The organism is Gordonia sp. CNJ-863, assembly GCF_001942325.1.
Taxonomy (GTDB): Bacteria; Actinomycetota; Actinomycetes; order Mycobacteriales; family Mycobacteriaceae; genus Gordonia; species Gordonia alkanivorans.
The window spans coordinates 22,106-43,937 of the sequence record NZ_MKKG01000023.1; the positions used below are offsets into that span (position 1 = coordinate 22,106).

The window sequence follows — 21,832 nt, forward strand, 5'->3', positions numbered from 1 at the left end:
CCTGCGCTGCGCGCCGGCGAGGATCCGTCAGGAACGAAGGTGCATCGAGGTGTCGCCGACGTGGGTGATGTCGCCGTAGTCGCGACTCGCGAAGTGCCGCTCACCGTCGTCGACAACGAAAGTGTCATGGTGTCGGCCGATCATGACGACGTACTCTCCGTCCGGCCCGTGCTGCACCACCGTGTACGCTGCCCGCACCGACCCGGTTGCCGGAGACGAACACTTCCGCTCGGCCGAAGAGCTCTGCGACACCTGTGAGGTCACCGCCATCCAAGCGTTGAACGTAACTGCGCAGCAGGGCCGTGATGGCCGAAGTCGGAGATCCCATCAGCCGTGGACTCGGACGGCCAGCGACCGGAGGCGGCGGACGAGAAGGCTTCGCTCCCAATGGGGATCGGCGGTGTCGACGGTGGGGATCCGAGCAGTTCGGCGACAACCGCCATCGGCAAACGTTGGGCGACGGCGGCGACCCAGTCGATCCGGCCGTCGCGGAGCCCTTCGGACCACAAGCGCTCGACGGTGACGTCGATGAACGGTTCGAGTGCACGAACCCGCTTGGCCACCAACGACGGCATGACCATCGCACGGTGGGCTTTGTGACTCGGGTCGTCGACCGTGGCCAACACATGGATGGGGGAGCCCAACTCGGCTATCGGGTACTCCTCGACCTTGCCGCCCTCTTTCCACACCATCGTCGCGGTGAGGTTGGAGGAGAAATCTTCGGGCCGTGCTACCGCCTCGGCGATCGCATCCCATCCCGTGACGAGATAGAAGTTCGAGTCACCGACACGGCTGACAGGAGCGGCTCGGGTCAGAGCGGACAGTTCTGGATACGGATCGTCAAGATCATGCACGCCACAAGGGTGTATGCCGTTGTCCCGCGCACCTAGCAGTGTCGGCAGGGTCGATACGATCACGGCATCGATCCGACCTGCGATTGTCTCAACGTGACGCTTCGAACTGCGGTTTGTCTCTGGGTCGTGGTGTCATGTCGTCTCACGGTGAGATCACGCTGACGGCTGCCGACATCGACCGGAACCGGGCCCGGGCTGGAGAAGGCCAGTCGGCGACGGGCTCGATCGACTGCCGCAGCGGTCGTCCAGCGACTCAGGTCAGCCGTGTCACCGGTTGGCCGGGGTGATCGCGCTATGCGGTCGCCTTGTTGCGAACCGACGCGAGTTGAGACGCGATCGGTATGTCGAGATCGGCAAGTGCATCGCGATCGACCGGCAGGCCCTGTGTCAGAACACGTTTGCTGAACATGAACTCTTGCGGACGATTGACGCAGTCGGCTGCGATCAGTTCTCCCGCTCGCAGGTAGAAGCAGGCGAACTCGCGGTCCGACGTCGGGTCCCCGCGGAGTACGACGCTGTCGTACCCGGTGTTGAGTCCGGCGATCTGCAGCTTGAGGTCGTATTGGTCTGACCAGAACCACGGAAGAGCCGAGATCGTCGCCTCCTTGCCGCACATGGTGGCGGCGGCGACCTTGGCCTGCTCACCGGCGCTCGGCACCGACTCGAGTCGCGTCTTCCCGTACCGCTCATCGTGATACGCGACGCAGTCTCCGGCCGCGGTGATGTGGGGGTCGCTCGTGCGGCCGTGCGCATCGACGATGATGCCGTCGTCGACGGCGAGCCCGGCTTCGTGCGCGAGCTCGATGTTCGGCCGGACGCCGATCCCGACGATCACGAAATCCGCAGGTACAGTCTCGCCGTCGGCGAGGCGTACCCCCGTCACGCGATCTGTGTCGTCGTCGCCCTCGAAGCCGACGACGGTCGCACCGGTCCGGATGTGAACGCCCTCTGCTTCGTGGATTCGACGGAAGTAGTCGGAGACCTCCGGAGCGGTGACCCGCTGCAGGACACGGTCGGCCGCCTCCACGACGGTGACAGAGAGACCCAGTTTGCGCAGCGATGCCGCTGTCTCGAGTCCGATGTATCCGCCGCCCACGATGACGGCGCGCTTGCTGCCGGGAACATCGGCGCGGATCGCCTCGACGTCCTCGGCCGTCCGAAGGTAGTACACGCCGCCGAGGTCGGCTCCCGGAATCCGTAGGCGCACTGGGCGAGCACCGGTACACAGGGCGAGCCGGTCGTAGTACACCGACTCGCCATTCGTCAGGACGACGCGCTGTTCGGCGCGGTCGATGCGTTCCACTCGAGCACGACGAACCTCGATGTCCTGCTTGTCGTAGAACTCGGTGCCGCGGATCAGCAGGTCGTCGATCCCGACGGTGTCCGCCAGGTACGTCTTCGACATCGGCGGACGGTGATACGGCAGGTACGGCTCGTCGCCGACCAGGACGACCTCGCCGTCCCACCCCGACGACCGAAGCTGCGCACTCAGTTGGGCGCCGGCATGGCTGGCCCCGACGACGACCGCACGCCCCGTGGTCATGACCGTGTCTTCGGCGTGAGTTCGACCATCAGCTTGCTGTAACCACGGACGAAGTTGGACTGCACGTACTCGGGTTCCTCGATGACCTTGATGTCATCGAAGCGCTGCAGCAGTTCTTCCCAGAGGATGCGCAGCTGCAGTTCGGCGAGACGGTTGCCCATGCACCGGTGCACACCGAAACCGAATGCCATGTGGTTGCGGGCGTTCGGCCGGTCGATGATGAGTTCGTCGGGGCTGTCGAACTTGGTCTCGTCCCGGTTGCCCGAGGCGTACCACATCACCAGCTTGTCGCCCTTGCGGATGAATTGGCCGTTGAGAATCGCATCCTTCTTCGCGACCCGTCGCATGTACGCGAGCGGGGTCTGCCAGCGGATGATCTCCGACACCATGTTCGGGATCAGGCTCGGATCAGCCTTGAGCTTCTCGAACTCGGCGGGGAACTTGTTCAGTGCGTAGACACCGCCCGACATCGAGTTGCGCGTGGTGTCGTTTCCGCCGACGATCAGCAGCGTCAGGTTGCCGATGAACTCCATCGGACGCTTCACTAGGTCGGCGGTCTTCGGATCGGACTGCAGCATGCTGATGAGGTCGAATCCCGGTGCCTCGCCGGCGGCGCGTCGTGCGGCCTTGTCGTGCCACAGCGCGCTGAAGGCACGGGTCATCTCCAGGGCTGCCGCGTACACCTCGTCGGGATCGCTGGCGCCGCCGGTGGCCTCTTCGCTGCCGGACGCGAGATCGGACCAGCGGACGAGACTGCGCCGCTGCTCGTACGGGAAGTCGAGGATGGTCGCCAGGGTCCGGGCGGTGATCTCGACCGAAACGCGATCGACCCAGTTGAACGGTTCGCCGACGGGAAGGTTGTCGAGAACCTCGCACACGCGTTCCCGGATCAGCCCTTCCATCTCCTTGAGATTCTTCGGGGCGACGACGCCCTGAACGGCGCGACGCTGCTCGTCATGCCGCGGCGGGTCCATCGCGATGAACATCTCGACGTCGAGGCCCGGTGGGGGAGTGCCGATCACGATGAAGGGTTCGGCCGAGAAGGTCTCGTGGTCCTTGTCGACTGTCATGATGTCGTCGTAGCGGGTGATCGACCAGAACGGGCCGAACCGGCTTTCCGGCTGATAGTGGACCGGCGCCTCGGCGCGGAGGCGAGCGAAGTAGGGAACCCACTGCCCCTGCCGGTACATGAACGGGTTGCTCATGTCGATCTCGTCCAGACCGACTTCGTTGACCGGCGGGATAGGCTGCTCCACATAGGTTTCCGGCCGCGACTCGCCGAGCAGGCGAGCACGCGTCTTGTGGAAGAGCTGGAGGCCCTGAACCTGACGGTCCAGCGGGATGTTCGCCTGCACCGTCTCAACGACGCGGTCGAGGATCTGCATCAGTGGTTCTCCGATCGGTTCAGAACTGGAATTCGGGAAGATTGACGATGAGGCCGTCGTGCTCGGCGTTCAGCGCGATCTGGCACGACAGACGCGACGTCGCCTGGCAGTCGGGATTCATCTCGAGCATCTGCTCTTCGGCGACAGTGCGGCTGCCGGCCGCGGCGGCCCACTGCTGCTCGACGATGACGTGGCAGGTGCCGCAGGCGGCGTCGCCCCCGCAGTCACCGTCGATTCCCGACACGCCGTTGTCGGTCGCTACTTGCATCAGGTTCTGTCCCTCGACGAACGGGACCTCCTGCTTTTCGCCGTCGTGGGTGACGAAGGTGACGCTGGCCATGACTTCCTCCTCGGGTTGGGCTGCCCCCGGTGTGACGATTGCCACGTGTTGGCGCTGTCAACATGAGAATGGCCCACGATGTTGTCCTTGTCAACATCCGTTGGCACACATGTTGCCCGTGTCGCGTTCACCCAGGTAGGAGGACTGCACACGCGTCGGTAGAGTGACCGCCATGGCATCGGAGCGCAGCACCTACCACCACGGCAACCTTCGCAATGCCCTCATCGACGAGGCGTGGGAGCTGGCGCGCACCAGCGCGCCAGAGAAGGTGACCGTCCGCGAGGCGGCGCGTCGCGCCGGCGTTTCCCACAACGCTGCCTACCGGCATTTCGCGGACCGCCAGGAGCTGATGACGTCGATCGCCGATCGTGCCCTCGCAACACTCGCCGACTTGATGCGCGAGCGGATCGCGACGGTTCCCGACGACCAGGCCCCCGGGGAGGTCGCACGATCCCGGTTCCGGGAGACCGCACGTGCCTATGCCCTCTTCGCGATCGACGAACCGCATCTGTTCCAGGTGGCGTTCCACGCCGAGTTCTCGCGACCGGGTGTCAATCCGGACGTGTCCGCGCGCCGCGACGGCCCGTACGCCATCCTGCACAGCGTCCTCGACGAGATGGTGGCAGCTGGGGAGATCCCGCCGGAACGCCGCCCGGACTCCGAGATCGTCTGTTGGGCAGCGGTTCACGGATTCGCCGAACTCTGCATCAAGGGACCGCTGGGGTTGTTACCCGAAGCCGAGCGCGAGAACTACTTCGAGCGACTCATCGGCACGATCCTGCACGGACTGAAGGCCCCGCTCGGCTGACCCGTGAACTTCTGCGTCGCACGACGTTTCGACACTTCTCCACGGATTGCCCACCACCGGTGTTGAGCTGACGTATGTTCACCTGAACCCAATGCCGAGGGATTCGGGTATCTCCGCACGGGCGAGTCCGCAGCAAACGCCGCTCCGGAACGATCGAATACCGCGGAAGAGGTACCGGATGTCAACGAGAGGTCGTCGGTGTCGTACGACGCGCCTGATCGCCGCCATAGCCGTCAGCGGTCTGGCAATTGTCAGCTCTGCGTGCAACCAAGAATCCGACGCGAGCACAGGGGAGTCGCTGCAGATTGTGCTGGGTTCGCCTCCACAGGCGTCGCAGATCCCATTGGTCTACGGCGTCGACCACTACGGCGGGGACCTCGGGCTGAACCTCAGCGTCGAACAGAACGTCACGATCACCGACACGCACACCGACGCGGTGAAGACCTTGTCCGACGCCGATGCCGAGGTCCTGGCGACGTCGTTCTCCGCGATTCTCGATGCGCGGAAACGGGGCGAGGACCTCAAGGTGTTCTGCCCGTACGTCAGCATGGACGACTTCGTTCTGGCCGGCGCGAACGGTGTGAACACGGCCGGCAGCTGTTCGAGACGTCGACCCGCGTGGGCATCGACAGCCCGGGCGGCGCCGGCGCCATCGTCCTCAACGCGCTGTTGAGCGGCATCGGCGAGCCCCGGGACGTCCACGAGATCCCGAATCCGAAGATCATCGAAAGCTCAAGCGCCCGAACCGAAGCGTGGGCTACAGGACAGCTCGACGCCACCGTCATCCACGACACGCAGTACGACGCCGCCCACTCAACGGTGAACCGGCCGGTCCTGATCGCCACCCTTTACGAGAACGCCCCCGGTTTCATCAAGGTGGCCCAAGCCGCCGAGGCCGACTGGCTCGTACAGAACCGTGAACTGGCCGCGCAGTACTGCGCCACCACGCTGCGGGCGATGAAGGAACTGAAGAGCGACTTCGCCGTCTTCCGGGCTGCGGTCGGCGAGTACGTCGAAGAACCGCCGTCCGAACAGTCACTCAGAGAGCTCTACGACCTCATCCAGAAGTACCCGTTCTGGACAGCAGACGGCGGGCTCTCCGACGAGAGTGTGGAATTCATGATCGACATCGCTACCGAGTCGGGCGTCCTGACCGGACCGATGAATGCCGCCGATGTCGTCGACCGGGAGACTCGGCGTAGGGCCGTCGAACTCGCGAACACGCCGTCGACGGGGTAGTACTCACTTCCTGCCTGAGGGCACGTCGTTGCGGTCGGAGTCGGGCCCGGGCGCTTGGCGTTCCTGCTCGACCAGTTCCTTGGTCCGGAGCAGGCGCAAGGCCGTCACCAGCACGATGCCGCCGATGATGTTGAACACGACGGTGTACCAGAACCATGACAACCACCCGACGACGGTGACCCCGCCGCCGACCTGGATCGCTCCGAAGATGAGCAGCGAGTCGAGGACGGAGTGGAACAGCTTAGACCCGCCAGCAGAAACGCTGTTCCGACAGTCGCCGCGATCTTGGCCGGGTCGGACGACGTGCCCTGCTGCATCCGGGTCAGGAGAGTCATGACGGCTCCACCGAGTACCGCCAGACAAATGCTCTGCAACGACAGCGGGGCGTCGGCGAAGTGGTGTGCCGACTCCGACAGGGTCTCGTTCCATTCCGGAAACGATCGCGTGATCAGCCACATGATGACCCAACCTCCGAGGAGGTTGGCGAGCAGTGTGCCGACCCAGAGCTTGATCAGCTGAAGAACAGACCCCTTACGCGCCACCACCGCCGCGATGGGCATCAGGAAGTCCTCGGTGAACAGCTCGCTGTGCGCGAGGTATATCGCGATGAGTCCGATGCTGAAGGCGAGGCCTCCCAGGAGGTGGCTGCCGGTTTCGTGGACGACGGCCAGCATCGCCATGACGCCGAGTCCGACCTCCAGCCCACCGAAGAAGCCGGTGATGAGAACTGTGCGCACCGCCCGGTACAGGCGTTCGGTGCCCTCGGTCACGACTTCGTCGAAGCTCTCCTCGAGTTGCTGTTCGAGGGGGCCGTCCGCGCGACCGGCCGCGCGTCGGTCGTCCTCGTGGTCCCGCTGGTTCGCAGTCATCGCCATTCCTCTCGGAACGCGGGGCAGGCGCCACGCACCGCCCCTGCGCGGTCCCGCGCTGCTGCAGGTGCGACCCGAATGCTACGCGTCGTCGACGACTACGCAGGGGAACCGACCGATGCACGGCCGGTGTGCGTTGATGACGGTCGGTGGGCGGGCTCAGGTACGAGGAGACCGAACAGGTTGCGACTCATTGTTTCCGGCCGACGAAACCCCCAGCGGTTGGGGTCAGGCCGGCTCCAGCGCCCGGTTCGCCTTCTCCAGAGCGGCGAGCGTACGCAGGACGGAATCCCGCTTCGCGGTCAGGTCCGACACCTTGGCCTTGCCGCTCAAGCCGGAGTCCTTCTGCGCGATCGCCAAGCGTTCCTCGATCTCCGCGAGCTGCGCCAGCAGGTTCTCGGCGCGGCTCATGAGCTCGGCGCGGTCGGGGCGGGTGACTCCGGACTTGTCATTCTGCGTCCTGGTCGCAGGCGCCTTGGTGCTCGCCTTCGGAGCGGTGGTCGTGGTGCGGGTCGTGACGCGCTGCCCGGTTCGAGACTTGGTACGGGGAGGTGTGTGCGAGCGGGTCTGGTTGAGCAGCGCCCGGGCCTCGCGAGCGGCCACCCGGTGTTCGTGTTCTTCCTCGTCCTCCGAGGCGAGCGATCCACCCAGGGGCCGCAGACCGTACAAACCGACGAACTCGCGGGCCACAGCAATGGTCTGTTCTGCAGTGCGGCAGCGCCCGCACCGCGGCTCACCACGGAACTCGGCGATGTCCCCGGTGGACGAGCACCACACGCATACGCGCGAAGTGAGGTCGGTCATGAAAGCATCGTCAGCAGCGGAATTCACGTGAGAAAAGACTACGGCACATGGCTTTTCGATCGGCAGCGGGGTTGCACCCTCAGTCCGACGGATGCCGCGACGGATGTTCCTCTGAGGACGTCGCCGCCCCGATGACCTCAGCAAAGTAGGCGTCGAGCCGGTCGAACAGTCCGAGGAAGGCCTCGACGTGGCGGTCACCCGAGTCCGCGTAGCCCGCGATCGCCATTCGAGCAGGCACGCCCAGCAACCTCTCAGGTCACTTCATCTAGCCGTCCAGGATTCGTGCATCACTGCCGGTGAGTTGGTCGCGTGAGGTGTCCTTGAGCGCGACTCCGGATCTCCCGAGTTTGCGAGCGCCGTCGACCAGGGCCGCGGTGATCGCGGCGGCGGTTGTGTAGTCGAGGCCGTCGGGCGGGTGGATGTTGGAGATGCAGTTGCGGTCTGCGTCACTGCGTCCGGCTCGCGGGAGATGGGTGAGGTAGATACCGAGACTGTCGGCGACCGATAGGCCGGGGCGTTCGCCGATGATCATGATCATCGTCTGGGCGCGGAGGCTTCGCCGAGGTGGTCGCCGAGGGCGACGCGCGCTTGGGTTGCGATCACCGGGGGAGCGAGGGAGTAGCGCGGGGCGAGGGTGTCGAGGAGCGCTTCGAGCAATCCTCGTCCGTGGTCGGCGAGCGCACGCGGTGAGAGTCCGTCGGCGAGCACGATGGCGAGGTCGGCTCCGGTGTCGGGCAGGTGAGACAGATCCGCGGGCCGTCGCCCGAGATCTGGTCGCCGCAGGTACTCACTTCGGGAGCCGGCCTCGCTGTGCACATGGAGTGCTGGCTCGATGTCGAGATCACTGATCTGATCGTTGAGGTCGGCCACGTCGAGCGGTTCGTGCACGGCGTCGCGGGCTGCGGAGTGGGCAGCCTTGAACTCGAGTACTCGACGCGAGGGGAGTGAATTCCCGGCCCGGCCCAATCCGATCCGTGCTCGGGTGGTCAGTCGCAGTCCAGCCCAATGGTCCTCGGCCGGTTGGCGGGCGTTCATCGGGCCGCACTCAGTGCACGCAGGGGAGAGTCGAGCACGTCGACGGGCAGGATGCGTCCGTCGGTGTCGGCCATACCGAGTCCGGCCAGCCAGGCCTCGAATTCCGGAGCGGGACGGAGGCCGAGTGCCTGACGCACGTAGAGCGCGTCGTGGAAGGACAGGCTTTGATAGCCGAGCATGACGTCGTCGGCGCCAGGGACGGCGATGACAAACGCGGCGCCGGCGACACCGAGCAGGGTCAGCAGAGTGTCCATGTCGTCTTGGTCTGCTTCGGCATGGTTGGTGTAGCAGACGTCGACACCCATCGGGAGACCGAGGATCTTCCCGCAGAAGTGGTCTTCGAGACCGGCGCGAATGATCTGTTTCCCGTCGTAGAGGTATTCGGGTCCGATGAAGCCGACGACGGTGTTGATCAGGAGAGGTTCGAGGTCACGCGCCACGGCATACGCACGGGTTTCCAGTGTTTGCTGATCGACGGGTTTGCCGCCGGTGCCGAGATGCGCATTCGCCGACAGCGCGGATCCCTGCCCGGTCTCGAGGTACATGACGTTGTCACCGACGGTGCCGCGGTGCAGAGAGTGGCCCGCTTCGTTGGCTTCTCGCAACATCGCGATGTCGACTCCGAAACTGCGGTTGGCGCCCTCGGTTCCAGCGATCGATTGGAAGACCAGGTCGACCGGTACCCCTTTCTCGATCAGGTCCACAGTGGTGGTGACGTGTGACAGAACGCAGGATTGCGTCGGGATCTGAAAGCGTTGTCGGATGTCGTCGAGCAGGTACAGCAGCTCCGAGGTCGCGTGCGGCGAGTCGGTAGCCGGGTTGATGCCGATCACCGCGTCTCCGCATCCCATCAACAATCCGTCCAGAGTCGCCGCCGCGATGCCGCGAGGATCGTCGGTGGGGTGGTTGGGTTGCAGTCGGGTGCTGATGCGTCCCGGCAGGCCGACTGTGGTGCGGAAAGCTGCGGTGACGGTCGCGGCTGAGGCAACCAGGATCAGGTCCTGGTTGCGCATGATCTTCGATACGGCGGCAACCATTTCGGGGGTCAAACCTGCTGCCACAGCGGCAATTCGAGCGGCACCGTCGTCGCGAACCGCGGTTTCGAGGAACCAGTCACGCAGTCCGCCGACGGTCAGGTGCGCGATCGACTGGAACGCCACCCGGTCGTGGGTGTCGATGATCAGTCGGGTGACCTCATCGGTCTCATACGGAACGACCTGTTCTTCGAGGAAGGTCGTCAAGGGTAGATCTGCGAGTTGCCATGCCGCAGCGGCGCGTTCGGCATCGGACTCGGCAGCACACCCGGCGAGTTCATCGCCGGAGCGGCGGGGGGTGGCCTTGGCCATCAGTTCGACGAGTCCGTCGAAGGTGTAGGTCGTACCCGAGATCGACTGGGTGTAGATCATCGTAGGTCGTCCTCCGCTTCGGCGAGCGCTGCGAATTCCTCGTCGGGCGAGTTCGCGACGAGCCGGTGTCGGCTGTACAGGGCGAAGTAGAGCATGAACAGGGCGAACACTCCGAGGCAGCACAAGGCTGCCACCACGTCGACGAGGAAAGTCGCGATGACCGCGATGACTGCGACGACGAGTGCGAAGCCCGTGGTCGCGACGCCGCCGGGGGTGCGGTACGGGCGCTTCATATCTGGTTCGCGGCGCCGTAGAACGATGTGGCTGACCATGATCAACACATAGCTCGAGGCGGCACCGAAGACAGCCATGTTCAACAGGAGGTCGCCTTTGCCGGTGAGCGACAGCAGGAAGCCGATGATCCCGGGCACGATCAGCGCTAGCGTGGGGGCCTTGCGTCGGTTGGTCACCGACAACACCGTCGGCAGGTAACCAGCTCGTGAGAGTGCGAACAGCTGGCGCGAGTAGGCATAGATGATCGAGAAGAAGCTCGCGACCAGACCGGCAAGCCCGATGTAGTTGACCACCTTGGCCATCGACGAATCACCCAGTGCCTCGACCAGCGGATTTCCCGACTCCGACATCGGACCTGCACCACCTGCGCCGGTCGTCAGGAACAGCACGGTGACACAGGTGATGAGAAGGACGCTGATCGCAGCGATGATGCCCCGCGGAACGTTTCGTTCGGGGTCGGCGGTCTCTTCGGCCGCCAGCGGTACACCTTCGATCGCCAGGAAGAACCAGATCGCGAACGGAATGGCCGCCCAGATCCCGATGTAACCGAACGGCAGGAACGACGACGACCCGGCTGCGTCCGTGGGTGCGATGTCGGTGAGGTTGTCGATCTCGAAGTGGCCGATGGCAGTGATCGCAAAGATGACCAGACCGACCAACGCGATGGCAGTGATCGCGAACATCACCTTCAACGCCTCGCCTGCGCCGGACAGATGGATTCCGATGAAGATCATGTACACGACCAGATAGACCCACCAGCCGTCGGTGATACCGAACAGGTTCAACGACTCGACGTAGGCGCCGATGAACGTCGCGATCGCTGCCGGCGCGATCGAATACTCGATCAGAATCGCCGTGCCCGTGGCGAATCCGCCCCATGGACCGAGTGCCCGGCGGGCGAACGTGTAACCACCTCCAGCCGCTGGAAGAGCCGAGGACAGCTCAGCCATCCCCAGCACCAGGCACAAGTACATCGCGGCGATGATGACCGCGGCGATTGCCAGGCCGCCGAAGCCGCCGTGTCCGAGGCCGAAGTTCCATCCCGAATAGTCGCCGGAGACCACGTAACTCACACCCAGACCGGCGAGCAGCAGCCACCCGGCGGTGCCGCCCTTGAGTTGACGCTTCGCCAGATAGTCCGCCGATTCTGCGTGACTGTCCACGCCACCGGTGTGGTGCGAACTCTTCGATTCGTCGATAGCCAAACCGGCCTCCTCGGGAGAAGGACCTAGACCAAGTTATCCAGGCCACACCGGTCCGTGAACGTGACGCCTGACATTAAGGCGAGCAACGTTGCAACCGAGTTGGCCAGGGTTGCGCACTGCCCGAACGGGCAGGGCCCGTCCCAGGGTGCGAGCCGCGAGACGTCGGACACGGACCAGCCCGATCGCCGCACCGGGCGAGCAGGTACTCGAGGCGGCCCCTCAGCGCAGTGCGGCCACGACCTGGTCGGCCATCGCCCGCTGACCGAGTGCATTGGCGTGCATCGCCGGGAAGCTGACCGCACCCAACGTCGGCTCGACCCATCGCCGATCGCCCGCGCAGGCGTCGTGGCCTGCGGAGACCTTGGTCATGTCCACATAGGTTGCGCGCGTGGCTGCGGCGGCGCGGCGCATGGCGTCATTGAGGGCGGCGAAGGCCCGGTGTAGGTATTCGGTGTCTCCGGGCGTCGTGAGCAGAGACGCCGAGCAGAGCGCCGAGCCCACCGCCGGGAAGATCTGCGGATACCCCACGAGAAGGACGCGGGCTCGCGGCGCGGCGCGTTTGATGATGCGCAACGCGTTCACGAGGTCGGGGTAGGTCGCGGAGTTGATCCTGTCGACAAACGAGGTGCCGAACTTGTCGCGGCACGGGGTGGCCGACAGCGGCGCCGCCAGCCAGGCCTGCTGGCAAGCCGAGGTCGAGAAGCTGAAGAGCCCGTTGTTGTTCGCGCCGATCGTCAAGGTGATCAAGCGGGTGGCCGACCCCACCGCGGTGATCTGCGGTCCCTGCCACAAGTGTTGCGCCTGGGTCAGGTCTTCGGTCGACGCGCCTGAGCAACTGACGTCGGCGACCGAGAGCCCGCGTCTCTCCGCGACGAGATGGGAGTAGTTGACCAGCGAGTTCGAACAGAACATTGCCGCATTCGTCGCCTGGGGGAATACCGATGCGCCTGCGCTGTAGCTGTCACCGAGATTGACGTACGGGTATCCGTCCGCTGCCCGGGCCCCGCCGGCGTGGGCGAGTCCGCAGACGAGGGCGAGGGCGGTGGCCGCCGCGGTCAGCACGGTTCGAATGCCGAGGCGCCGGCGTAGGTCACGGCCGTACGGCAAGGGCATTCGGGCACTCCAGATCGTGGTGCTCAAGTTACTGATGGTGCTGATGAGACTAACACGGACGGAGAATTGCCTAAGTTGCAGCCGTCGATTCAACGGGCCTGCATTTGTCGCGTGTGACGATTCTCTTTTTGGTCGAATCGGGTCAGGACCTTTCGACGTCATGCCGATGACCTTCGACTCCGGCTTGTCGGCGGTGGCGGGGCGAGGATGAGTGGAGTCGAGGGGAACTGCTGCCGCAGGCTGTGCAGGGTAGGAGACAAACCATGACTGATTCAGTGACCGATGCGACCGCACCGATTGTCGTCGGGGTAGACGGTTCGGACTCCGCTTTGATGGCGGTGAGGTGGGCGGCCGGTGCTGCAGTTCGGGAGCGACGACCCCTGCGGCTGATCTCTGCGGTGGGGATCGTGCCGGGCGCGTACGCGCCGACCGCGACGTTGACGTCCCCGGCAGTGGTCGAGGCGATGCACGCGGGCGCGGCGCGGGCCATCGAGGCCGCGACTCAGGTCGTCGCAGATGTCGACCCTGACGTGGACGTTGCAGGCAAGACTGTGAGCGGGTCGGCCATGCTGACGCTTCGTCACGCGTCCGCGTGGGCGCACATGCTCGTGCTGGGCAGGCGTGGTCTCGGCGGAGTGCGCGGACTGCTCCTCGGATCGGTCAGCACCGACGCCGCCGCGCATGCGGAGTGCCCTGTTGTGGTTGTGGGCGGGCCGGCGCCCACGACCGGCCCCGTGGTCGTCGGTGTCGACGGGTCGCCTACCTCGACTGCGGCGATCGCCCATGCGTTCCGTCAAGCTGACCTGTTGAACACATCTTTGCTCGGGGTGCACGCATATGGAGGGTCTTCGGGCGCAGCGTTCTACGGCGCAGACCAGAGGACCCTTCGACAGTTCGAGGACGAAGCCGAAGAACTGTTGGGTGAACAACTGGCCGGGTATCCCGAGGACTACCCCGATGTGCAGATCGAGCGTCACGTCGGCATCGCCTCACCTGCCGAAGAAATCTTCGATGCGGCTCAGACCGCGCAGCTCGTCGTCGTCGGGACCCGCGGACACGGGGGTATTCGGGGATTGCTGTTGGGGTCGACGAGTCGCGCCGTGGTGCAAGTGGCGCCGTGCCCGGTGATGGTGGTGCACCGCAAGCCCTGACCCGTGACCGGGTTGCTCACTCAGAAACAGGTGTTCCCGGAGGTGGAGCGAGTCACCGATCCTGTGCGGGCTCGCCGCGAGAGGTAGCGCGGTGGATCGACCGTAGGGTCGTCGTCGATGGTGTCGACGTGCGGGTCGGCGAGAATGTTGGTAACCGCAAGGGAGCTGGCACCGAAGGTGGCGAAGTGCGGGTTGACGTCTCTGACGACACTCCGTGCACGGTCCGCCGGCCAAACGAACGCCGGGATCGGCCAAGAAGACCCGAACGGCGCGCGGCGTGGTTGTCGTCCCACGCGGCCAGATCAGCCTCGCCTCGCACAGGTAGTACCGACGGACGCTATGCCGCCGCTGCTCGTTATTGATGTTGATCCTCACGGCACCGGTTCGCCCGCACAGGGTCTCGACATGACTGACCAACGGCCCTCGTGAATTAACCCCTGGCTCAGTGGGTGACCGGTAGTAGCACTCGTCGCGAGTGGTGGTGTGCTGCATTCGAGCGAAGTTCTGTACACCGCGAGAAGCGCCTGAGACAGTGAGCGGGTGAGCCCGTCGTGAACTCGCCCCGGCCGTGCATGGTCGGAAGAACGTGCTGAGCGTCGACGAACTCCAGCCAGGCGGGGGCGCCTAGGTGTCTGCGTTGCCGTTCTTCCATTGTGGCCACGGGATGTTCCAATCGCCGAGTCCATCAACTCCCGGCAGTGTGTCGGCGTTGGTGTTCTTGACCGTGACGGGGTCACCGCGCAGGGTGTTCTTCACGAGCCATTCCGCGTCAGTGGGACTCAGGTTTGGGCAACCGTTGCTGACGTTGCTGCTGCCTTGCGCCGACATCGACCACGGTGCGCCGTGCATGTAAATGCCGCTGTAGGACATTTGCACCGCCCATTGAACGGGTGTGCGGTATCCCGCTGCGGACTCGACAGGCACTCCGTAGGTGGACGAGTCCATGATGATGTGCTCGACGCGATCTCCGATCATGTAGATACCGCGGGGCGTCGGAGTGCTGTCTTTGCCGAACGAGGTCGGCATCGTGCGGATGACCTTGCCGTCTCGTTTGACGACTATCGTTTTGGTGTTGTCGTCGGCAACGATTTCCTGAGCTCGGCCAATCGTGAAGTCGTAGGACAAGTTCTCGTCGCCGTAGAGCCCGTCGCCGAGGTCGACTCCGTAAATGTTGACGGCGACACTGACTTTGGTGCCCGGCGTCCAGAAGCGTTCGGGCCTCCACCGGACTTCGGAGTCGCTGATCCAATAGAACGCACCCCGCATCTGGGGGTCAGACGACACGGTGATCGCCGCCTGTGCCTTCTTTCGGTCGGGGATGGGATCGGCGAACCGCACCCCGACTGTGTGGGCGATCCCGACGGTTTTCTCGCCGAGGATGGCAGCGCTGGTCAGTGACTCCGGTGAGGTCGTGGTGAAGCGCTGCGAGACGACCGATCGACCGCCCACGCCCACGGCCTCGGCTTGAACGGAATACCGCTTCGAATATCCCAGGGGTTGGGTGCTTGTCCACGTTGAGCCGTCCTCGCTCAGTGAGCCCGCCAAGGGACGGCCGCTGGCTGTGGGGATACGGACGTTTGTCAACGCGCCGCGGCTGGCCGTGACAACAATAGGAAGCCCAGGTTCGACAACCGCGTTGGGCGCGAGTCGACCGCCACCTTCGGTGGCCACAGCAATGGAAGGCTGTGCGATGTCGGCGAAGCTGTCAACGGCCTGAATCTCGTTGCTGTAGGCGGCGCCTCCGGTTGAGCTGCACGAGGTCAATAACATCACCACAGCCGTCAGGGCTGCGAGCATCAGCAGTCGCGGAATACCTGCCCGGACCGACCCGCGGCATCCACGAGCGCTCGAGCACTGCGGCTGCGCACCGTAAGCCGCCAAGAGATCACGTGGCTCTTCGATAGCTCGAGTCCTTCTTACGCGGCCCATCGATTGTGGCGAACCCTCTCACTCGGCGCCTGGACTAGGTTTACTATCCACGATAGTAGTTGAATGCTGTGCGCTCCTCTACCCGCTGCACAGCGCGAGAGAAGGTTCGAAACGTCTTCGTGGTGGGCGACCGCCGAGCGGTCACGTCGACCTCATTATTGCCGTGTGGCGACACCCCACAGGTAGTCCCCGCCGATGCGTGTTCGCCACCGCTCGCCGACGTCGAGGCCGTGGTGCGACAACTCTCGCGACACCTGCGGGACCACTCGTCCTCATACCTCCCGCGCGCCGATAAGGCGGGTCGTCCGACGACGTAGACTCCCCGGGTTCTCAACCACGGTGCAGGATCGAGTTTGGGTCCATCTTGCTGCCACACCTTGTAGTGCAGGTGTGGGCCGGTGGAGTAGCCGCGGTTTCCTACCGTTGCGATCTGCGCGCCGGCCAGGACTCGCTGCCAGACGCTCACCAGTGTCTCGCTGATGTGCCCATACACGCCGATCGTGCCGTCGTCTTGCAGCACTCGCATCCACAGCCCGAAGCCGGCGGCCTTCGATAACCGTCCCCGCCCAAGGCGATCTTTGAGGTCGCGGGTTCGGTGTGCTCACGCAGCTGTGACACGCGCAGCAAGTTCGTGGGGTAGTCGGGGCTGCTCGTCTCATCGATAACGACAGTGACGTCGTCGAAGACGTGGCGTTTCTGGGTGCCGTCAGGTGGTCGAGAGTGACCACCCAGGTCGGCCGGGTGCCACCGTCTGTCAGATCCTGCTCGTGGAGTGGGTGGAGTGGACGTGATCAAAAGCGCGTCCGGATCTGAGTCGCCTCCTTCCTTCGTTGCTCCACACGAGTCCGTTAGCTGAGCGTGTAGAGCAATTGTTCGTTTGCGGCGTATGCATTTTCGGCGTTTCTGGCGACCAGCGCGTTGACACTATTGATGGTGCTGCGTTGTTCCCAGTGTGTGCCGTCTGGGCTGCGCCAGACGGTGTTGGCGGTGTCGATGCCCCAGAGCGTGCCATCGGGTGCGGCCGCCAGGAGGGCTAGGGCCGGCGCATCGGGAACGGTTGTGAAGGTCTGGGCGTCGTCGGTGCTGTGTTGCAGGCCATCTGGGGTAGTCGCCCATACGCCGCGGTCGGTGATCGCGAGTGCTGCTGCGGCCAGGGGCGCGCCGGGGGTCCAGCTTCTCCCGTCATCGGTCGATACGAGCAGGCCGTTGATTCCGTCGAAGCCTACGAGTAGTTGTCCGTTGGTGGCGAGCGCGTGGAAGTCGATGTCGCCGGCCACCGATCTCGGTGTCCATGTCTGCCCGCCATCTTCGCTGGCGACGAGTCCCAGCGGGTTGGGTGCCGAGCTCCGCGGGCCGGGATGGCCGGAGGCGAAGATCCGATCAGAGCCGGTTACCCCGGCCAGTCCCATGAAGTCGTCGTCGGAGACGCCGACCCGGCTGGTGGTTCCATCTGCGGTGAGGGCGATTACGCCGGTGTGAGTTCCGGCGAGGATAGTGCCGTCGGCGCGGATGTGCAGGGCGTGGAGGTGGTCGAGTTCTGGGGTCAGTGTTGCGCTCTCTGCTGAGGTTGCCGACGGTGGTGGGGATGTGGGTTGTTCCCGGGTGGAGCAGCCGGTTAGCACAATCAGCGTGGCGATGACTGCGAGGACGACCGCAGCGGTGCGGTTGGACGGGTTTGAGGCAGGCAAGCGGCTAGGACTTTCGTGTGGGTAGGACTGAGTTCGGGCGTGGGTGGTGTGGTGATCGGGGTGGTGGCGAGACCGGGTAGGAGCCGCCCTAACCCTCTGGGGGTGTCGTGGTCACGACTTCTGGATGGGGGTGGAAGGCTGTGAAGGCTTTTGGCCGCAATGCTTTTGGAGGACGAGGGAGATGAGCACGTTGCCGAGGTGGTGACGTGCCCCGGAGAGGTCGCCGATCGCAGCGAGGTGGCGGACGAGACCGATGTGTGCGGCGAGGTGGCGGCGTCGGTTCGAGGTGACGCTGAGGTGGTGGGCGCGGTGGAAAAACTGGTGGGTCGAGTATGGCGTGGGTGCTCGGTAGACGTCTCGCATGGCATGCAGATACTGACGACGGTGGTCGTCGGGGGGCGAGTGCGTCTCCTTCGGGTTCTCGGTCACGGCGCATTCCTCGGACTGGTACGCGCAGGCCGGGTCAACCCGCGTCAACTAACTACTATAAAACCTAGTAATTGGCGGCGCGGTCGGTGCCTGAGTTGCGGCGTCACCGACGAACTTCTGGGGCATACTGGCTGGTGGTGCAGGTGGTGGGTCGCCGGGAAGGTGTGTTGAGTGTGGGTCTCAGCGAGCACGACGGCGGGGCGTCGAGGATCGAGGCGAACGATGGGTGAGCATCCATGAGTGCAGCGGTGGTGTTAGTTGTTGCCGCGGGTGTGCTGGGCTGGTTGTGGCCTCGATGGATGGTTCGGGTGCAGGGCCGTATCGATGCTCGTTGGGTGTTGGTGGCCTGGCCGGCCGCGCAGGTCGTGTTTGCGATGTTGTGGGTGGGAGCTGTTGTGACGCTGGCGGTTCCCGGCCATTTCGGCATCCATTCGTTGTCCGAGGTGGTGTCGTGTCTGCGGGTGTTGTCACACGGCGCATCCCCGCGGGTGGAAGCGATCTCTGGTGGCGTGCTGGCGGTGGTGACCGTGGCAGCGATTGTCCGAGCGGTGACGATCGCGGTGCGATCGGCGGTGCGGATGCGTGGTGCTCGTGAGGAGTATCTTCAGTCGTTGCGGTTGGTGGGCGCCCGCAGTGAGCGCTATCCCGATGTGTGGTGGCTCGCCGACGGGCGGCCGATGGCGTTTTGTCTGCCGGGCAAGGATGCCGGCATTGCCGCCACGACCGGGTTGCAGGCGGCGTTGTCCGGTGAGGAACTCGATGCCGTCGTTGCTCATGAGCGCGCGCACCGGCGGCAACGTCATCACACCGTGGTGTTGGCGGCCCGCGCTCTCGGGCGTGCGTTCCCGCTGATTCCGTTGTTCAGCCGCGCGGGCCGTGAGGTCGCCGGCTTGGTCGAGCAAGCCGCCGATGCCCGCGCGGCCCAGCTGGTGGGTGCGCGGGCGGTCTGCTCGGCGTTGGGAACGTTGGCCCGTTCGGGACCTGTAGCGGGCCCGGTGGGTGTGTTGTCGATCAGCGATTCGTCGTCGGTGGGGCCTCGGTTGAGCCGCTTGGACTCCGGTCACCGGTGCCGGTCGCGACGTCATCATGTGGGTGCTGCCGCGGCGGTGGCTGGTGTGGTGGCGGTGCCGACCACGCTAGCGGTGTCCGGTGTCGTCGCGGCGATGGTGATCGCGATGTGTGTGTAGCCGAGGCAAGCCCGGGCGGGTCGGGCCGCTAGGGGTTGTTGAGAAGCTGCTGCATCCTCGCAATTTCGCTCTCCTGGTCAGTGACGATCTGGCGTGCCAGCGCGATCGCCTCGGGCGATTGGCCGTCTTGAATCTCGGTCTTGGCCATGGCGATGGCGCCGCGGTGGTGTTCGATCATCTGGGTCAGGAACAGGCGCGACGCCTCGGCGCCTTGCGCGTCGCGTAGCTGCTGCATCTGTTCTGGCGACATCATGCCCATCATCGACGGCATCGGGGAGGTACCCGGTGCCATCGAGGTACCCATGTCCATGTTGTGTCCCTGGCCCTCGAGTGGGGCTCCCCATTGCTTCAGCCACGACTGCATCTGCTCGATCTCGGGCTGCTGAGCGTCTTTGATCTGCTGGGCCAGACTGACGACCTGGGGGTTGATGTTGTCCTTCTCCAACAGGATGTCGCTCATCATGATCGCCTGGGTGTGGTGCGGGATCATCTGCTGGGCGAACGAGATGTCCGCGCTGTTGTGTTCGGCAGTGGCCGCCGCTGAGGATTCGGTACTGACCGTGCTGGTACCCATCCCCGACATCGAGGAATGATCCTCAGTCGAGGTGTCCGAACACGCGGCCACCACTGTCAGAACAGCCGCTGCGGCAGCAACGACGACACCGGTTCGTGTGACTCTCATCGATCTCCTCCTCAAGAGTGATACTTCGCCACCGCCCGGCGGCGCTTCGATAACAATTCTACTAACACCGATAGTAGTTAGTCGCCTGCCCGGCACCCACAAAACGGGCGGTGAACTGCGCAAACAAAGCCGCTAATGCCTGATTAGTTCGCTTCGTAGTGGAGCCGCGTGTGACTGGTGGGGCACAAGTGACTTGTGGTGTGATCTCGCGGGTACACGCATGGCACTCGTGCGTGGGTCTACGACGTCCGTGGGGAAGGTCCGACCGCATGCAGATGGTGTTGACATCGCTACGGGTCAAGGCGGGGCAGCGGTGGGGCCCCAAGGCGCTGGGGGTGGCGGTGGCGGTGTGTGTGGGCGTTGCGCCTGTGATTGCCACCGCACCGGCGGCGGCCTCGACCGATGGACATGTGGCCGGGGAGTTGATCGCGATCGTGCAGGACTCGGTGAAGGCCGCTTTGGGTGGTGCCGCGGCGGCGAGTTTGGGGGAGCCGATCACGCAGGCGGCGTCCTGCCTGGGCGCTCAGGCCCAGTCGGGCAGTGTCGGCGATGCGGGCAGTGTGGCCGCGCTGCAGTGCTTCGGCACGTTTTCGCTCATTGATCCGATAGACGGGTTCCGGATCATCGACGCGTTACCGCTGGCTCGGCTGGTGGCCACCCTGATCGCCGCGATCGTGCCGCACGATCCGAACGAGCCGCATGGCCCCCAGCCGCAGGAACCCGGAACGCCGACGCCGCTGCTGCCCGGTAGTGGCGGTGCGGTGGCGCCGACTGCGGGTGAGATCACGTCCACCTTCGGTGACGGACGGGGCCATCAGGGCATTGATATCGGTAATGATCTGGGCGCGCCGATTGTCGCTGTGGCTGACGGGGAGGTCATCACCTCCGGACCCGCTGAGGGGTTCGGGTTGTGGATGCGGATCCGGCACGATGACGGCACGATCACCACCTACGGCCACAACGACGAGAATCTGCTCGAGCAGGGCGCGCGAGTACGGATGGGCCAATCGATCGCCACGGTGGGCAACCGTGGGGTGTCGACCGGCCCGCATCTGCATTTCGAGGTTCTCGATCCGACGGGAGTCAACGTTGATCCGGCACAGTGGCTGGCCGATCGTGGGGTGGTTCTGGCGATGGCCGCTGATGCAGACGCCCGCGCGCCGGGGCCGGTGGTGCCGCAGTGGGTCGGCGAACGACGCCTGTGACGAACCCGGCGTGGTGGGTCAGGAACGAACGAGGCGAGCGATGGCCGCCGAGGCTTCAGCGATCTTCTCCTGTGCCTCGTCGCCGCCGGCGTGGGCGGCATCGAGCACGCAGTGGGTGAGGTGGTCGTCGAGCAAGCCCAGCGCCACCCCCTCCAGTGCCTTGGTCAGCGCCGAGATCTGGGTGAGGATGTCGATGCAGTATTGCTCTTCATCGACCATGCGGTGGATTCCGCGGGCTTGGCCCTCGATGCGTTTGAGTCGCGCGAGGTAGCGGCTTTTGTCACTGATGTAGCCGTGCGCGGTATGTGCGCACTCGTTCTCCGGTGCGGACGATGTCGTCATCGGACAATCATCTCCTTTTCAAGGGTCTGTTTCCTTACCCAGTGCTGGCTGTGGGGCGGGTGTCGTGCAGCGCGTGGGTGGTGCTGGTCTGCGGGCGTAGGTCCAGGCGGCGCAGGAGCTGGGCGTTGAGAGCCACGACCACCGTGGACGCCGACATCAGGATGGCACCGACCGACATGGGCAGCACGAATCCGATCGGGGCGAGGATCCCGGCAGCCAGTGGCACCGAGATCAGGTTGTATCCCGCTGCCCACCACAGGTTTTGCTTCATCTTGCGGTAGCTGGCCTTGGACAGTTCGATCACCGAGAGCACCGAACGCGGGTCATCGCTGGCGAGGATGACTCCGGCCGAGGCGATCGCGACGTCGGTGCCCGCGCCGATGG

Annotated in this window: 20 protein-coding genes and 4 pseudogenes; 6 read left to right on the plus strand and 18 right to left on the minus strand. The window is 64.9% G+C overall.

Annotated features, from left to right (window positions below):
* Positions 1-260 precede the first annotated feature (260 nt).
* From BJF87_RS14195 to BJF87_RS14210, 4 genes are all read right to left on the minus strand, one after another.
* Complete coding sequence (locus BJF87_RS14195) at positions 261-854, minus strand: hypothetical protein (RefSeq protein WP_231380859.1); 594 nt, start codon at positions 852-854, stop codon at positions 261-263.
* Between the two features lie 292 nt (positions 855-1,146).
* On the minus strand, positions 1,147-2,397 hold the full coding sequence (locus BJF87_RS14200) for an NAD(P)/FAD-dependent oxidoreductase (RefSeq protein WP_006357600.1): 1,251 nt from the start codon (positions 2,395-2,397) through the stop codon (positions 1,147-1,149).
* Positions 2,394-3,782 carry a cytochrome P450 gene (locus BJF87_RS14205; RefSeq protein WP_006357601.1) on the minus strand — a complete coding sequence of 463 codons (1,389 nt, stop codon included), beginning with the start codon at positions 3,780-3,782 and terminating at the stop codon, positions 2,394-2,396. Before BJF87_RS14205 ends, BJF87_RS14200 begins: the two co-directional genes overlap by 4 nt.
* Before the next feature lie 19 nt (positions 3,783-3,801).
* On the minus strand, positions 3,802-4,122 hold the full coding sequence (locus BJF87_RS14210) for a 2Fe-2S iron-sulfur cluster-binding protein (protein WP_006357602.1): 321 nt from the start codon (positions 4,120-4,122) through the stop codon (positions 3,802-3,804).
* 172 nt (positions 4,123-4,294) lie between these two features.
* On the opposite strand from BJF87_RS14210, the gene BJF87_RS14215 reads away from it, so the two are divergent.
* The 3 genes from BJF87_RS14215 (at position 4,295) to BJF87_RS26740 (ending at position 6,169) form a co-directional block, all read left to right on the plus strand.
* Complete coding sequence (locus BJF87_RS14215; protein WP_035752560.1) at positions 4,295-4,930, plus strand: TetR/AcrR family transcriptional regulator; 636 nt, start codon at positions 4,295-4,297, stop codon at positions 4,928-4,930.
* A 307-nt stretch (positions 4,931-5,237) separates the two neighbouring features.
* Positions 5,238-5,603 (plus strand): hypothetical protein, encoded by a 366-nt coding sequence (locus BJF87_RS14220; RefSeq protein ID WP_051405881.1) that lies wholly within the window; start codon positions 5,238-5,240, stop codon positions 5,601-5,603.
* Positions 5,549-6,169 carry a hypothetical protein gene (locus BJF87_RS26740; protein WP_231380858.1) on the plus strand — a complete coding sequence of 207 codons (621 nt, stop codon included), beginning with the start codon at positions 5,549-5,551 and terminating at the stop codon, positions 6,167-6,169. Before BJF87_RS14220 ends, BJF87_RS26740 begins: the two co-directional genes overlap by 55 nt.
* Positions 6,170-6,172: 3 nt before the next feature.
* On the opposite strand, the pseudogene BJF87_RS14230 reads toward BJF87_RS26740, so the two are convergent.
* From BJF87_RS14230 to BJF87_RS14255, 7 genes and pseudogenes are all read right to left on the minus strand, one after another.
* Positions 6,173-7,038, minus strand: a pseudogene (locus BJF87_RS14230) (formate/nitrite transporter family protein).
* A 228-nt stretch (positions 7,039-7,266) separates the two neighbouring features.
* Complete coding sequence (locus tag BJF87_RS14235; RefSeq protein WP_006357606.1) at positions 7,267-7,842, minus strand: hypothetical protein; 576 nt, start codon at positions 7,840-7,842, stop codon at positions 7,267-7,269.
* A gap of 79 nt (positions 7,843-7,921) precedes the next feature.
* Positions 7,922-8,080: a hypothetical protein gene (locus BJF87_RS26110; protein ID WP_155829487.1), complete on the minus strand. Its 159-nt coding sequence runs from the start codon at positions 8,078-8,080 to the stop codon at positions 7,922-7,924.
* A 27-nt stretch (positions 8,081-8,107) separates the two neighbouring features.
* Positions 8,108-8,877 (minus strand): annotated as a pseudogene (eutC, locus tag BJF87_RS14240) (ethanolamine ammonia-lyase subunit EutC).
* Positions 8,874-10,283 carry an ethanolamine ammonia-lyase subunit EutB gene (locus tag BJF87_RS14245; RefSeq protein ID WP_006357609.1) on the minus strand — a complete coding sequence of 470 codons (1,410 nt, stop codon included), beginning with the start codon at positions 10,281-10,283 and terminating at the stop codon, positions 8,874-8,876. Before BJF87_RS14245 ends, eutC begins: the two are co-directional and overlap by 4 nt.
* Positions 10,280-11,722 (minus strand): ethanolamine permease, encoded by a 1,443-nt coding sequence (gene eat, locus BJF87_RS14250; RefSeq protein WP_075863354.1) that lies wholly within the window; start codon positions 11,720-11,722, stop codon positions 10,280-10,282. Before eat ends, BJF87_RS14245 begins: the two co-directional genes overlap by 4 nt.
* Before the next feature lie 219 nt (positions 11,723-11,941).
* Positions 11,942-12,835, minus strand: a complete 894-nt coding sequence (locus tag BJF87_RS14255) for an SGNH/GDSL hydrolase family protein (RefSeq protein ID WP_035752385.1) — start codon at positions 12,833-12,835, stop codon at positions 11,942-11,944.
* A 263-nt stretch (positions 12,836-13,098) separates the two neighbouring features.
* Between BJF87_RS14255 and BJF87_RS14260 the strand changes: the two genes are divergently transcribed.
* Positions 13,099-13,986 carry a universal stress protein gene (locus tag BJF87_RS14260; protein WP_006357612.1) on the plus strand — a complete coding sequence of 296 codons (888 nt, stop codon included), beginning with the start codon at positions 13,099-13,101 and terminating at the stop codon, positions 13,984-13,986.
* 624 nt (positions 13,987-14,610) lie between these two features.
* On the opposite strand, the gene BJF87_RS14265 is transcribed toward BJF87_RS14260, so the two are convergent.
* The 4 genes and pseudogenes from BJF87_RS14265 to BJF87_RS14280 form a co-directional block, all read right to left on the minus strand.
* Positions 14,611-15,783: an Ig-like domain-containing protein gene (locus BJF87_RS14265; protein WP_006357614.1), complete on the minus strand. Its 1,173-nt coding sequence runs from the start codon at positions 15,781-15,783 to the stop codon at positions 14,611-14,613.
* A gap of 436 nt (positions 15,784-16,219) precedes the next feature.
* A pseudogene (locus tag BJF87_RS26745) lies at positions 16,220-16,462 on the minus strand (M23 family metallopeptidase); the annotation flags it as partial.
* 301 nt (positions 16,463-16,763) lie between these two features.
* Positions 16,764-17,603 carry a F510_1955 family glycosylhydrolase gene (locus BJF87_RS14275; protein WP_075863356.1) on the minus strand — a complete coding sequence of 280 codons (840 nt, stop codon included), beginning with the start codon at positions 17,601-17,603 and terminating at the stop codon, positions 16,764-16,766.
* A gap of 111 nt (positions 17,604-17,714) precedes the next feature.
* Positions 17,715-18,032, minus strand: a complete 318-nt coding sequence (locus tag BJF87_RS14280) for a hypothetical protein (RefSeq protein ID WP_010844644.1) — start codon at positions 18,030-18,032, stop codon at positions 17,715-17,717.
* Between the two features lie 236 nt (positions 18,033-18,268).
* Between BJF87_RS14280 and BJF87_RS14285 the strand changes: the two genes are divergently transcribed.
* Complete coding sequence (locus BJF87_RS14285) at positions 18,269-19,219, plus strand: M56 family metallopeptidase (RefSeq protein ID WP_075863357.1); 951 nt, start codon at positions 18,269-18,271, stop codon at positions 19,217-19,219.
* A gap of 28 nt (positions 19,220-19,247) precedes the next feature.
* On the opposite strand, the gene BJF87_RS14290 is transcribed toward BJF87_RS14285, so the two are convergent.
* Entirely contained in the window at positions 19,248-19,901 is a 654-nt protein-coding gene (locus tag BJF87_RS14290) for a DUF305 domain-containing protein (RefSeq protein ID WP_075863358.1), read from the minus strand.
* A 269-nt stretch (positions 19,902-20,170) separates the two neighbouring features.
* Here BJF87_RS14290 and BJF87_RS14295 point away from each other — a divergent pair, with 269 nt between their 5' ends.
* Positions 20,171-21,106 carry a M23 family metallopeptidase gene (locus BJF87_RS14295; protein WP_006438342.1) on the plus strand — a complete coding sequence of 312 codons (936 nt, stop codon included), beginning with the start codon at positions 20,171-20,173 and terminating at the stop codon, positions 21,104-21,106.
* 18 nt (positions 21,107-21,124) lie between these two features.
* Here the strand turns inward: BJF87_RS14295 and BJF87_RS14300 are convergent, their stop codons facing one another.
* On the minus strand, positions 21,125-21,448 hold the full coding sequence (locus BJF87_RS14300; protein ID WP_075863359.1) for a metal-sensitive transcriptional regulator: 324 nt from the start codon (positions 21,446-21,448) through the stop codon (positions 21,125-21,127).
* Between the two features lie 34 nt (positions 21,449-21,482).
* Positions 21,483-21,832, minus strand: a pseudogene (locus BJF87_RS14305) (heavy metal translocating P-type ATPase); the annotation flags it as partial.